This window comes from Ferrimicrobium sp., from assembly GCA_022690815.1.
Classification (GTDB): Bacteria; Actinomycetota; Acidimicrobiia; order Acidimicrobiales; family Acidimicrobiaceae; genus Ferrimicrobium.
In genome coordinates this window covers 66,204-79,116 of sequence record JALCZJ010000012.1, presented here as the reverse complement: position 1 = coordinate 79,116, position 12,913 = coordinate 66,204, and the positions used below count along the sequence as shown (strand labels likewise).

The 12,913-nt window shown below is 54.8% G+C and carries 10 protein-coding genes, 1 tRNA gene and 1 pseudogene; 4 read left to right on the top strand and 8 right to left on the bottom strand.

Going from position 1 to position 12,913, the window contains the following annotated elements:
• Positions 1 to 940: 940 nt before the first annotated feature.
• From MP439_05535 to MP439_05520, 4 genes are all read right to left on the bottom strand, one after another.
• Positions 941 to 2,383, bottom strand: coding sequence for an MFS transporter (locus MP439_05535; protein ID MCI2975521.1), 1,443 nt, complete (start codon positions 2,381 to 2,383; stop codon positions 941 to 943).
• Positions 2,384 to 2,808: 425 nt separating this feature from the next.
• Positions 2,809 to 3,321 (bottom strand): GNAT family N-acetyltransferase, encoded by a 513-nt coding sequence (locus MP439_05530; GenBank protein ID MCI2975520.1) that lies wholly within the window; start codon positions 3,319 to 3,321, stop codon positions 2,809 to 2,811.
• 34 nt (positions 3,322 to 3,355) lie between these two features.
• Positions 3,356 to 4,384 (bottom strand): acetamidase/formamidase family protein, encoded by a 1,029-nt coding sequence (locus MP439_05525; GenBank protein MCI2975519.1) that lies wholly within the window; start codon positions 4,382 to 4,384, stop codon positions 3,356 to 3,358.
• Entirely contained in the window at positions 4,381 to 5,847 is a 1,467-nt protein-coding gene (locus MP439_05520) for an APC family permease (protein MCI2975518.1), read from the bottom strand. Before MP439_05520 ends, MP439_05525 begins: the two co-directional genes overlap by 4 nt.
• Positions 5,848 to 6,112: 265 nt before the next feature.
• Here MP439_05520 and MP439_05515 point away from each other — a divergent pair.
• Positions 6,113 to 6,188, top strand: a tRNA-Ala gene (locus MP439_05515).
• 229 nt (positions 6,189 to 6,417) lie between these two features.
• Here the strand turns inward: MP439_05515 and MP439_05510 are convergent.
• On the bottom strand, positions 6,418 to 6,933 hold the full coding sequence (locus MP439_05510) for a hypothetical protein (GenBank protein MCI2975517.1): 516 nt from the start codon (positions 6,931 to 6,933) through the stop codon (positions 6,418 to 6,420).
• A 1,732-nt stretch (positions 6,934 to 8,665) separates the two neighbouring features.
• Here MP439_05510 and MP439_05505 point away from each other — a divergent pair.
• From MP439_05505 to MP439_05495, 3 genes are all read left to right on the top strand, one after another.
• Positions 8,666 to 9,076: a hypothetical protein gene (locus MP439_05505; GenBank protein MCI2975516.1), complete on the top strand. Its 411-nt coding sequence runs from the start codon at positions 8,666 to 8,668 to the stop codon at positions 9,074 to 9,076.
• A 76-nt stretch (positions 9,077 to 9,152) separates the two neighbouring features.
• Positions 9,153 to 9,449 (top strand): hypothetical protein, encoded by a 297-nt coding sequence (locus MP439_05500; GenBank protein ID MCI2975515.1) that lies wholly within the window; start codon positions 9,153 to 9,155, stop codon positions 9,447 to 9,449.
• A gap of 986 nt (positions 9,450 to 10,435) precedes the next feature.
• A complete protein-coding gene (locus MP439_05495) occupies positions 10,436 to 10,714 on the top strand; it encodes a hypothetical protein (GenBank protein MCI2975514.1) in 279 nt (92 codons plus the stop codon).
• 662 nt (positions 10,715 to 11,376) lie between these two features.
• Here the strand turns inward: MP439_05495 and MP439_05490 are convergent.
• The 3 genes and pseudogenes from MP439_05490 to MP439_05480 form a co-directional block, all read right to left on the bottom strand.
• Positions 11,377 to 11,889, bottom strand: coding sequence for a hypothetical protein (locus MP439_05490; GenBank protein ID MCI2975513.1), 513 nt, complete (start codon positions 11,887 to 11,889; stop codon positions 11,377 to 11,379).
• Positions 11,886 to 12,059, bottom strand: coding sequence for a hypothetical protein (locus tag MP439_05485; GenBank protein ID MCI2975512.1), 174 nt, complete (start codon positions 12,057 to 12,059; stop codon positions 11,886 to 11,888). The genes MP439_05490 and MP439_05485 overlap by 4 nt, the downstream gene beginning before the upstream one ends.
• A gap of 138 nt (positions 12,060 to 12,197) precedes the next feature.
• Positions 12,198 to 12,451, bottom strand: a pseudogene (locus MP439_05480) (ISAzo13 family transposase).
• Between the last annotated feature and the right edge of the window lie 462 nt (positions 12,452 to 12,913).

The following is a 12,913-nucleotide window of genomic DNA, read 5'->3' as shown; positions in this document are numbered from 1 at the left end:
TTCGGTGATCATTGCTCTTGGCCGTTGTGATGGAGATTGGGGAACCCGTTGCTTGGCTCTGGTTCTCGTCTTCTATAGACCACTTCCTTGATCGCGGCGCCCGAAATCGTCGTAGGCTGGGCCTTTGCGCATCTCGTGCGAGCTTGCTGTTGCTTTGTACCCAGGTTGTTTCGTGCGATGGGCTTGGTTCGCTTAGTGGACGGCCTGCACGAAGAACGGTTTGGCACTTCTCGACGATCAGGATGGCGTGGCGGCAGCGCCATAGAGTGGGAGCTCGGTGCCTGCGGTGCCCTTCGTGTCGCTTGGGTGTTGTCGATGTCGATACCCGTTGGGTGGGACGAAGCTGACCATCAGATCTTGGTTTCGAGAAACTGACAGAGAGATGAAATCTGTTCTTGAGCAAGTCAGGGGCCACCTATTGGTCCAAAGGAATGTAGGACCGGTTCAGGCATAACCCTTGATCGGAGCAGAGCGACCATGCTTGACCAATCCTCGTCATGGCCCCATGCGGGTTTTCGATGAACGCCGGCCCCCCGGGGCTCGCGGAGACCTTTGGCACCCGCCGTCGATTTGGTCGTCTCGCGGTAGGACCGGCCGATTCTCAAGGTGTTGTGTCCAGGGGCCCAGTTACTCGAGCTTCTGAAGGGGGATCCATTGATGAGCCACAGTACGTTCACAATTTTGCCAGTATGACTTGTTTGTACATAAGCGCTACCACATCGTAAGTTTCTGGAACAGAGGCGACCCCGGATGATCGACCAGGTGGGCCAATATACGTGCTGGGGTGCCCGATGCACTGCATCATTGGCGGCTAGCCTGAGCAGATGCCATTGTCAACGCTAGCGACCGCTTGGTAATGGCCTGGCTGGGCCAGCAATCATTGGGGTAGCTGATTACCAAGCGGATAGATCAGTCGGCCGTCGGGACTTCGGCCTGACCTTTAACTAGCAGTGGCTGCCGGTTCCTCGCTTTTGGAGGTATCTGGCTCGAAGAGCAGTGGTGTCTCTTCGGAAACGTCCTCAAGAGAGCGCCCGCGTGGCTCGGGCAGCGTCACCATCGTAAGCACGACGCCGATGATTGACACTCCTGCCATAATACCCATGACACCGCTAATGCCAAGAGACTGAAGCAGGTGCGGAACGAGCAATGCTCCGATAAAGCCACCAAACTTTCCCATCCCCGCTGAAATACCATCTGCAGTTCCTCGGATCGACGTAGGAAAGATTTCTGCAGGATAGACGAATGTGGTGACGTTCGGTCCAAATTCTGTAAAGAAGTAGCTGATAGCAAAGAGGGGTAAGAATATGGCGATCGATGTTGCGCCGTTGGGCAAGAGCCAAATTAGCGCAAAGGCCGCAGACATCACCGCGAAACCTTGCCATTGGATCCTCTTGCGCCCAATTCGGTCCATCAAGAAGACCGCTAACCAGTAGCCAGGGAAGGCAGCGACGACGAATATGAGTAGGGATAAAAGGGTGTGATCGAGCAGGGTCCCCTTGGGCTGTAAGAGCTTGAGAATCAGCGGCGAAGAGACGGAGTTGCCATAGAAGGCGATATCAATGAGGAACCAACCCCCCGCTGTTCCGATGAGGCGGAGGAGGAATGGCTTCTGGGTGAGCTTCGCAATTGGTCGTGGACGCATCAGGGGGCTTGTCTTGGTTGGTTCGCCACTTGGGACCGTGCCGTGTTCTCCCGTAACCCATTCAACCGTGGTGGCGGTAGCGGCAAGATCACCCTTGATGCCCAGCGTGTAGCGGGGGGTCTCTCGAATCTTACGTCGAAGGTAGATAACGGATGCTGCGGGTATTGCGCCGAACCCCAACATCAATCTCCAGGCGAGATCGGAGGGGACGCCACTGCTAAGGAAGATGGCTGCGATCGCAGGACCTGCGATGAGTCCGAGCGCCTGCATTGAGAAGACGGTGCCGATGAGCTTGCCGCGCGACTGACGGTTCGAGTACTCCGAGGTGATCACTGCTGAGGTCGCATAGTCTCCACCAACCCCGTAGCCGACGAGGACGCGAAAGATCAGCAGGGAGGTGAAGTTCCAGGCAAAGGCGCTGAGGACAGCACCGAGCACCAAGATGGCGACTTCGACGCCGTACATGCGCTTGCGTCCGAGCTTGTCCATCAGACGGCCGAACGTCAATGCGCCGGCGACCGAGGCCAACAAGGATATGGAGTTTAGCAGCGAAATCTGATCCGTGTTGAGGTGAAAGATCGGGGTGAGCAACACCGTGACGGTTCCGATGATGAACAGATCGTAGGCGTCGGTGAAAAAACCCATTCCGGACGTGAAGACGGTCAGCCAGTGCTTTCGACCGACCTTGGCCTCATCGAGTGAGTGATAGAGGCTTTTGGCTGATGTGTCAGATCCTGCCATCGCAAAGTCCTCCTGACTGCCTTGATCTCGCGTACTTGTTCTGTATCGGTTACCAACCTAGAGCCGTTGTGCGAGCACGAGGAAAACAAAAGGTTGCCTAAAGGTAATAGAACAATGAACGTATGGTAAACAACGGTCAACTCGCCACCGTCGATTGAAGGAATGCATGAGCCCTGCTTCCGGCGTCGGCCTTTGGGCGTTTCTTGGTCGTTGGCTCTTGGTTTGAGGCAGACGGCGGCCCGCTCAACGGATGATGGGTGAACACGTGGTTCGTGGTAGGGAGCCGCGTGAAACCTTGGTCCCACCTGTAGGGACGGGTGAAAGTAGCGCCACTGACAACCGTTGTGCCCGCGAGACGATCAGTGTGATCTTGGGACCTCGTTGTCAGCATGCGCGAGCGATCCCACCTAAGGTGGTTGTGGTGTTTACTTTCGGTTGCCTGACAACGTAAGAGCCATTTCCATTTCGCAGAGACCGTCCATCTCGTCGCAACGATTGCCGGTGTCAGTGAAGCCGTGCCGCTGATATAGGTGCTGGGCCGCAAGGTTCATCTCTCGCACATAGAGACGGACCTGCCCAAGTCGCTGCTGGCTCGCCCAATCGACAACCCCAGCGACGAGTTGGTCGCCGACCCCGCGACCACGGAACGGTGGTGCTACCCACATGGAGACAAGTTCGGTCTCGTCGTCCAATGGCGGGGTCGCTGCCACCATGCCCGCTGGCTGGAGGTCGAGGAAGCAGACATATGCCACACCAGAGTTGCGGAGGCGGTCACGCCAACGCTCTTCTTGATCGTTGACTCCACTCCACTGCGTAAGTGTTGATCCAAAGGCATAGGGAGCATCACCAAGTGCCTCAAGCCTGAGAGAGCGCCACAGTTGCCAGTCTTGTTCACTTAGCCTCTTGAGTTGATGGCGCTGATCGGCGGGCCGTCCCATGCTACGGCAGCATAGTTGTGCCACCGGGTTGCGCTTACCGCCGATGAGCTGCCCGATAATCGTCAGCAATTTGGCTGGCACGACGATGGGCATCGGCATACGGCGCTTGGAAATCGCCAAGATACTGGCGGGCTACTTTGGCAACCGAGGTGTAGTTGGTGTCACAGACGTTCGCAAGCGGGGACTCGACGAGTTGCGATACCAGCTGGTAGGAGTCCATCCGTGTGATGTCACAGAGGGATGCGACCCAGTCGACCATCTCGACCTGTGCGATTCGGAATGCGTCCTCGAGGGGCCGGGCAGATCCGGTGGTCATTAGGTGGCTGTCGGACTCAAGCTTGGGCCACGGCGTGGAGATACCCTTGATGAGGTCAACGTAGACGACGGTATTCATGGCGCACTCAACCGCTACCCCGCAACTTTCACCCTCACCTTGTCGTGCGTGGCCGTCACCGAGAGAAAACAGCCCTCCTTGTACGTTGACACCGAGATAACACGTCACCCCTGCACGTAACTCCGGCGTGTCCATATTCCCACCGTGGGCATCGGGCACGAGCGCGGAGCGGACCTCAAGGTTGGCCGGTGCGACCCCGACGGTGCCATGCATGGGATCCATCGGGAGCTCGACGGAGAAATCGCTTTCCGAAGCCCGAAATCGACACAGACGTGCCTCGCGGTCGAGCTCCCAAATCCAAACGATCTCTGGCAGCGGCTCTTGGAGTGTCGCAGTGAGATGCGTGGAGGTTAACGCTCCAAAGAGCGGAACAGTTGTGGAGACGGCCCAATCGCGTGCGGGTTCGATATCGACAAAGTGGGCCACAATCGTATCCCCCACCTCAGCACCATTGATATAGAAGGGACCGGTCTGAGGGTTCAAAAAGGGAAACTCACAGACCTCGGAGACAAGATCGGTAGTGGCCCGCACGTTGCCCGCGAAGCAGTCTTCAGTAAATACTTCGAGGATGGTGCCCGGTTCGATCTCCATGACTGGTTCGCGGCCACCAAAGGTCCAGCACAGTTGCTCTTTCGTTGGCGTGAAGTTGACGATGGGGTATTGCATCATAGCTCTGGCTCCTCGACGATTTCTTCCAAGAAGACCTCCGAGATCCGGTTGACCGCACCCGGAGAGGTCCTGCGGAGACGAATGAATACTATCACACCGAGGATCAGCCAGACGGCCACGATCGGTCCGGCATACGAGGCGGGGGCGGTGAGTGGGGAAATAAAGGAAAACACAGCGATCCCGGCACCAGCCAGCAGCGCCGGCAGGAGGAAGGCGATCGCAAGCAGAGGAACGAGTCCGTGCGATAAGAAGTTGAAGCGTTCGTTCGAGATCGCCTTCGCGAAGTAGACCATCGACGAGAGATTCATCAGGATATAGACAGCTACCACAACGATCGTAATCAACGTACCGTCGAGGGCAAAGCCATTCTCGGGACCAAAGGCGAGCCCGAGTAGCAGGGTGGCCGCCGCAGAGACGGCGATCTGTGTATAGACAGCGACCCGGGGTGCCTTGGTCTTTTCGTGTACCCTCCCGAGGATGCCAGGGAAGACGCCGATTCTCCCAAGAGCGAAGGCCATGCGGGTAGAGACCGACGTGCCGGCGTTGGCGTTACCGATGGTCGAGTTGATGACCGCCAGGAAGATAAGAATCCAGAAGAGGCCATAGAAGTCTCGGCTTAGGCCAATCCAGGAGGCGGAACCCGCACCAGAAAAGGATGCGAAGCGCGAGGGGCCATAGGCGACAGAGGCCGCATAGGTCGTGAAGACATAGATTAACCCGATGGCAAGCGTCGACCCTAGAATCGCGAAGCGGATCGTGCGTTTGGGGTCTTTGGCCTCCTCCGCTAGGGGTGCGGCCGCCTCAAACCCGGCAAATGCCAACAAACTGTAGACCGATCCCGCAAAGACGCCCGTGAGGCCATGAAAGCCCTTTGGGGTATATTTCGTCGTGAATACCGAGAGGGTATTGTGAGATCCGGCGTGGATCACAAAGAGGATGCCAGCCGCCAAGAAGATCACGATCTCAATACTCCCAAGAATGGTGCCGGTCTTGGCTGAGGTGGTGATGCCAAGGAGCGCTAGTGCGCCAACCAAGGCAATACCTACGAGCGACCAGGGCCACCAGAGATTGGACGGGTAGCCAAATTCGGAGTTGAACGTACCAGCGATGGTGAAGCCAAGTTGTAAGAAGAGCAGAGCGGGTACGAGCGCATATACGAACACATACCCCCAACCGACAAAGAACCCAACGATCGGATGCAAGGCCCGAGAGGCGAAGGTGGCGAATGATCCCGCGGAAGGTATCCGTGACGCGAGCTCACTGATAGAGAAAGCGGTAAGTAGGCTGCCAACGAGTGCGACAATCACGGCTAACGTCAAAGCACCGCCGGCGAAGCCAGCTCCAGCAGGAATCGAGGCAGCAATAGCCGCTCCGGGCGCCATTGCCGTAATGCTTTGGAAGAGAACCTCTCTTCGGCCAATCGCCCCGGCGCGCAACCGGCCTGGTTCTGCGGATTGCGTCATGGTACTACCCCCTTATCCGTTGAAGTTGGAACGATCATAGTGCATAGATATTGGGCAGTGCACTAGAAATGTGAAAAAGTTGTTACATTGTGACCACCGCATCGAGGTCGTAGCGCCCACGGGGATCCAGGGGGCTCGGCTTAGACTCCGGGTCAACCTACTGCGAGGCACGTTATTGTGACAACCCACGGGACAGAAACAGTCGATCGAAGGCTTAATGGCGTTAGACTCATTTGGTCGGTCAAGGTCTTCCTTGTTGTACGACGGGGGCGTAGCTCAGTTGGAAGAGCGCCTGCTTTGCACGCAGGAGGTCAGGGGTTCGAGTCCCCTCGTCTCCACCAAGGGCCGTTCGCGAAACTGGTTTGACCTGCCCAAACGCACGGTGAGAAATTGCAAAATCCTCTCTTAACTTAGCGACTGTCCTTTTTTATTATTTGTGGTTCGTCGCCTGCTGAACTGGGAGTGTGGTGTTAGGTTGCATTGATGTGCTGCCGAGCATGACAATCGTGGATCATTAGCCCATAGGATCGCTGCTTGCGGCCAGCAAGGAGCGGGGCTTAGGGCATCGAGCTACTGCCGCAACTCATGGCCCAAGACGGCGTTCACCCTTTTAAGCACCATTAGAAACAGCATCGCCAGGTAAGCCGCCATCGCCAGGCCAACTGACGAAGCCACCAAGCCATTAACTCCATGTACGCCAGCAGAAACAGCGAAGAACAACTGACCGTGAGAGGCATATCTGGCATTACTCCCCACCTCGCCTAAGAACTCCCTGTTATTAGCGTCAGCCCGTGAACGCTCTCCTGGGATAATAAGACTCTTGACCCGCTGTGATAGCTGGATAAACGCACTAAACAGGATGGTCGCGATCACGCCACCAACAGTGAGAAGGCCAACAGACTCACTGGGCGAGACTTCAGTCCGCACCAACAGAGCTACGACCAAGACCAAAATGGGGACCACTTCAAGGGTTCTATTGCTTTGATCGGATGAGATCGTCGGCACTAAGCGTTCTAAATGTAGCGCGGATGCGAGTTCTGCACAAAAGACGAGAACTGCAGAGGACGTTAGAACCCATCCTCTCAACGCTCGGATACCTCTGGAGAGGTGAACTCCAGCAAATCATTGGCCAGTTTGGCCCGGACAAGCAACACCTCAGCGTGGGCTTCGATAATCGAAGGGTGAGGGGTCGACGAGTCCTCCTCAAGTGCCATGACGAGTGTGACCGGTCCGTCTGTGAAATAGACGGGTCCTCGAGGTCGGCAACTCAGTTAGCGTCTCCTCGGGTGGAGGGAGCATAAGAGCGTGGTGCTGGCCTATTCGTCTTGCTCATTGCCATCATGGCACGATCACCAGCTACTAAGTGGTTGGAGGACCTTAACAGTGATCAAGTTAAAGGCCATCCAAGCTAACAGCAACTGTCAATATGTTTGTCCCCCAAACGGATGACAGAGACTGCAATCACCGTTGGGAAGCGCTCAAGTCGTTGGTCACCAGAATCGTAGGCTCATGATCTAACAACGTGAGAGAGTAAAGACAAAGGACCGTCTTTAATCCGGCTGAGCTGCCCATATCCAATAGCAATATCACCCAAAGGCCCATGCTCCTCTGTTGGTGAAACCCATGTCGCAACTGGCCCTACCTCGGCTGACAGTCCCCCCTACGAATGTTGGACACCGATCCTGGAGCTTTCAGCTGTCAGATGCCAAACATCCTGGTAGTAGGTATATTTTCGCTAATTTCCCATAATGCTGTGAAAACGTCGCCACGATGTGTTAGGTTCCCCGATGTACCAGACGATAACTCTGGTAGTGATAATTACCATAAGGGGGTAATGATGAAGGTAAGGAACATGGTTCGAGGGGGGGGCAGTAGTAGCCCTGAGTCTTGGACTTGCTAGCTTGGGGACAGGAATGGGATTGACGGCCAACGAATCTACCGGGACTCATGCGCAGCCAGGGTATACGGTTGGACCCGGCGGCGGCGGTGCCTTTTACTATAGCGGTCCAGCAACACTTGGGCCCTCCAATCTTCACCTTTGCACCGAGAATTCCTACGATCTCGGACGCTATGGTCCAGTCAGTTTCTGTTCTTCAGATGTTCCTTTGGTTAAGGAAATTTTGGAGGCTGGAGGCGCTTGCTTGATAGGCGCAGTTGGGGCATACCTCAACACACAGGATGGCGATGTTTCAGTCAGCGGAAAGACTTATGCAAATGGCTGCGCTGTCGCCGGAACTATCACTGGGTGGACCCTCCTGATAGCGGGGGCTGCAACCCCGGTACACGCTATTCATCCAGGAGGTTACGTTGAAACTCCTTAAGATTGCTAAAAGTTTAAAGAGAGAGGTCGTCCTGCAATGGGTCCTAGCCTTGTTACTGGCAACGATTGTTGGTCTCACAATCCACCCCCATGGTGGTTTGCAATCTGTTATTTTGGGAGGCCTTGTCTATTTCGTGGCCTTTGGTTGTCAGGGTAGAGCCATTGTGAGGCTACTAGTCAAGGGCTCTAGGGGACAGCGGAGTACTAAGGCAGCGCAATGACCTTCTATTGGAGGTTTGTCTCGCTAGCCTCTTCCCCTGGATTCAAATATTCGCATTCCCGTGACAAGATAACGCCTGGAGGAGATGAGCGATGAGTAACTCAGGTTTTGGGGGGTGAAGCTGACAGCCTCGAACCAGATAACGTCAAAAGTCTGTTTGGTTTCTCCTTTCTAGCTCCAACTGGAGTGTTTTTGGTGGGATCGATCTGTACATGATCGCTGCCGGCAAGCACATTCACCCCCCGATCCTGGGCATCGTTGCAATCATATGGTGTGTGGTGGGAGGTATACTACTTGCGGTCTTTACCGTGCGCAACCTCTTTCCGGACTTTGATCGTTCGCGGGATGCACTCTTAGGTTGGTTGCAGCTGCCTCGCACGAAGCGATACCTCGCCCAAGTCGACAGGGGTGAGTCAGCAGTTCTGTTTAGCTCGTCGGCCATCCATAGGTTGCGAACACTCAACAGGGTCTCTATGGCGCTGATCACTCTTGTCCTCGCTGGCTCGACATATAGCCTGGTGGTTAAGGACTTCATTCCTGCTTTGGAATCGCGTTCCACAGGGTCTGATCTGAGCGCCCTTGCTCTGATAGGAGTCGCGCTTGTAACCTTTGTCGTGAGCCGCCTAATTCGGCTTCGAGCCAGGCGTGATGCCACCAGACGCGTTGAACCAAAGACGAAGGGAGGATAGTAGCTCCATTTCGGACAGTAAATTGTCGAGCATATGAAGTAAATGAATATGATATAAATGAAAGGGGATATTGAGAATGGGAACGAGAATCACAGCCATCAACGGGAAAGGCGGACTGGAGCTGCTTGGCGAGCGAGGATTGACCATCCTCGGCACTGTAGGGTGTTTTGGAACCTATTTGGTAGCGCTCACGGTTGGGCTACGAACCTTTCTGCCGATCACAGCAGCATTCGGTCTGTCCCTAGTGACACTGGGAGCCCTAGCTTATTGCTTCTTCCTTCTCGGTCGTAAGGCTGGGACGGTCTCCGGTAGCGCCGAGGAAGCGGATCAGGTCGTCTTCATCAGGGCTGGAGAGTTGGATCAAGCTGCATAATTGCTGGTTTGTCCTTTGTACCCCGTGAGTTCCATCCGACTGGCCGCAGGTTGTGTGCGTAGTCGGTTATGGGACTCACAAGGTCTAGATAACAGGTTTAACTGCTTGCGTGAAACCAAGTGTTGGATCGGATGAGTTTTTAAACGCTTCTCCGATTCAGTCTCTATGCAAGCGCACTTGACCCTCTTGTCGGGGTGCGTTTGGCACGGCAGATCAGCATCTGCCCCAAGCTGACGCATTCCAGCGTTGTGAATCGGGCCAATCGGTCCGCTCGCACCGTCGCTTGGAGTGAAGTTGCTAAGGCAGACTGCGACGGACATGAGCAACCATGGAGCAAATTACCCATTGACCGTGGACATCAGCTGCCCCCCACGACCAAACCCCGATCCTCTCGTCGTTCTCGGTGATGGGAGATTCGTGCTTGCCAAATGGGTGCGACACGCTACAGCCAGCGCTTCGTTTGCGACGGATTGACTGCTAGCCATTACAACACTCGTGTTAACTATAAAAGAAACTCCACAACACCGCAGGCCGCTCGGCACTATAGGGGACCTGGCTCTTGGGTCCAGGGCTCTCGCCACGGCTAGATCATTCGCCCACCCGAATACCACTTCTTGTCGGGAGCTGGCACTCCCATGGAAGGTCCGCCAGACTCCCTGCTAGATGATAAACTTTTGATAATAACTGAAAATGTCGTGCAATCGTCGCCATGATGTGTTAGGTTTTCGATTGCACCAGACGATCACTCAGGTGGCGATGATTACCAGCAGGGGTAATGATGAAAGTACGGAGTATGGTTCGAGGGGGAGCAGTAGTAGCTCTGAGTCCTGGTCTCGCTAGCTTGGGGACTGGGATCGGGTTGACGTCTAATGAATCTACCGTTATTCCAGCGCAGCTGGGATACACGGCTGGGTCTGGTGGCGTAGGTGGCACCTACACATACAGCACACCTTACGGCTCGACTCCGTATGGGAATGGAGTCTGATATGAGCAGTAGTGTTGAGTTAGCTCGGTTTGGCCCTATCGGCGACTGTGCGGGTGGAAGCGGTAACAGCATCCTAGTAGATATCGGAGTAGCGCTTTGTATGGTTAGTCAGATTAACTCCGTTGTCAATCCCGATGACGGTGAGTTTAAGCCCACTAGCAGTTCTAACATTATCGGATATCTGTCGTGTGGATTATCTGCTGCGAGTGTCGTGTTTTCAGTCATTGGCTCCTTGTCCACGCCGCCAATTCGCGACGGTGTCGCACCCAGCATGGCTTAGGCTTTAGATGTCGATTTTAGATATTCTATACTTCGGTCAGGGTACGTGCGCCTTGCTCGGCTGCTGGTTGGAACTGGTAAAGGCTAATTCGGTCGTAAGGGAGCACTCTCCCCGGGTTGTCCATTACTTGGCATACCATCAGTGGGGACGTTCTGGCTCCAAAGCAGTCGAGACCAAGACAAGAGTCGGCCCCGCCTATACCTCTGCTGTTCTCTTTGGGCTCTTAAGTCTGGATGGTTTCGTAGGTCTTGTGTTACACGTGATGCATGTCAATTAGACCCAGCCCATTGGTCTAGCGAGAATCTTAAGTTAGGGACGCGGGGCCCAAACGATTTTTGTCGAATCAGCTCGCAGCTCATTGGGCAGACGCGAGTTGATGGGACCTCAGATTTGTACCACAAAAGAGAGTTGGTGGTTCATCTGCACTCTGGACTGGCTCGTAGATGCTTCGGTAAGCGTGGCACCACCGCTTGGGCAGACCATGTCGGAGCGATTGCATCAGATCACGAGCACTCAAGAGATGGTGGATGGCCCCTTGAGCGTGGTCGTCTTCGTTTGTGAGAAGACCACACTCAGCGGGTTCTGAGGAGTCGTAAAAGAGGAAAGTCGCTAAATTAGGAGAGGATTTTGCAATTTCTCACCGTGCGTTTGGGCTGGTCAACCTAGTTTCGCAAACGGCCCACCAAGGACTCCTCGGGATCACGAGCGGCTATGACTTCGGCCCACTCATCCTTTATCAAGAGACGGTTCCTCGGTCCTGGGAAGGGGTCAATCACGTCCACAAAGGCATGAAACGCCCGCCAGCATCGGTCGTACCAACCAGCAGCGTCGTATTGATTCGGAGTGATTCCAGGCATCTCCCTTGCTCTTTCAGAGAGACGGCATGCGATCGCAGCTGCCAGGTGCTTCAACAAGACTGGCGATCCCTCCAATGCAAGCACTAAGAGAAGAACAAGAACCACATGGTCATCCAAACCCCTCGGTCTCCCACCGGGCCCCTCTCTAGTCGCCTCCTTATCTATGGCCCTCCACTCAGCCACGCGAGCGCAGATCCCGCTCTTGTCGATCAACTCTATGACACGAGCGACCCATAGGTCATCAATTGGGGGCTGATAGGTACTGAGGCCCAATCCCTGATCCGCCATCACGCCGTGTGAGTGGGAGTCAATGGTCATGCATTGTCCTCCCTGGAATGAGCAGCGCGTAGGGCAATGCGAAACTCGTTCGCATCTGGCTCTGTGAGGAATCGGAGATAGCGGTCAAAGGCATCGAGCGTTTCGATTCCAGCAGCCTTCATGAGATGAGGAACTGGAGTACCGACATTGAGGTGATTGTCAATGGCCATGTCAACCTGCTTACTCCAACCTCTTGATGCGATCTGCTTCTCGAGCGATAAGCGGTTAGCCTCATCTATGAGATGCAGGTTCAAACTCCTGCGTACTTGCGCCCTTATAGATATCCCCCTGTGTGCTTTCACAAAAGTGAGCCCACTCTTGGTTCTGGTGTTGGCAATCAGGTTAAGCATCAGTTCGTGACTGACGAGGGGCTGACCCTTCCAGCTCACGCTGATAAATGAGAAGAGCCGGTGTTCAATTTGGAGGTTCCAGGAGACAAGTGGCAGACAGTGATAGGAATCCCTATCTCATTGACGAGTTCTTGGATCTCAAGCTCAAAGAGCCGAACCCGCGATCCGTTACTTGCACCAACATGCGCCGTAATGAGAAGTTCGGTGGCATTGGATTAGCGAGAACTGAATCTCATCGACCACTGGATCTCAGCGCTTGGCCCCAGCACTCTCGCCACGGCCAGATCATTCGCCCACCCGAATACCGCTTCTTGTCGGGAGCTGGCACTCCCATGGAAGGTCCGTCAAAATCCCTGCTAGATGATAAACTCTCGATAATAACTGAAAATGTCGTGCAATCGTCGCCATGTTGTGTTAGGTTTTCGATTGCACCAGGCGATAACTCTGGTAGCGATGATTACCAGCAGGGGTAATGATGAAAGTACGGAATATGGTTTGAGGGGGGGCAGTAGTAGCTCTGAGTCTTGGTCTCGCTAGCTTGGGGACTGGGATCGGGTTGACGGCGAGTCACTCAGGTGAGGCAACCCAACCTACTTCTAGTGGCATAGGTGGAGCCAGCCCGAATCTATCAGTTAATCCAAACTTGATTTGTGATCCGGGCGGCACGTGCGGAT

Bases quoted from the DNA above. Each gene is read 5' to 3' on its own strand.
- MP439_05535 (MCI2975521.1), bottom strand. From the start codon at position 2,383: ATGGCAGGATCTGACACATCAGCCAAAAGCCTCTATCACTCACTCGAT.
- MP439_05530 (MCI2975520.1), bottom strand. From the start codon at position 3,321: ATGGGACGGCCCGCCGATCAGCGCCATCAACTCAAGAGGCTAAGTGAA.
- MP439_05525 (MCI2975519.1), bottom strand. From the start codon at position 4,384: ATGATGCAATACCCCATCGTCAACTTCACGCCAACGAAAGAGCAACTG.
- MP439_05520 (MCI2975518.1), bottom strand. From the start codon at position 5,847: ATGACGCAATCCGCAGAACCAGGCCGGTTGCGCGCCGGGGCGATTGGC.
- MP439_05500 (MCI2975515.1), top strand. From the start codon at position 9,153: ATGGGAACGAGAATCACAGCCATCAACGGGAAAGGCGGACTGGAGCTG.
- MP439_05495 (MCI2975514.1), top strand. From the start codon at position 10,436: ATGAGCAGTAGTGTTGAGTTAGCTCGGTTTGGCCCTATCGGCGACTGT.
- MP439_05490 (MCI2975513.1), bottom strand. From the start codon at position 11,889: ATGACCATTGACTCCCACTCACACGGCGTGATGGCGGATCAGGGATTG.
- MP439_05485 (MCI2975512.1), bottom strand. From the start codon at position 12,059: ATGGCCATTGACAATCACCTCAATGTCGGTACTCCAGTTCCTCATCTC.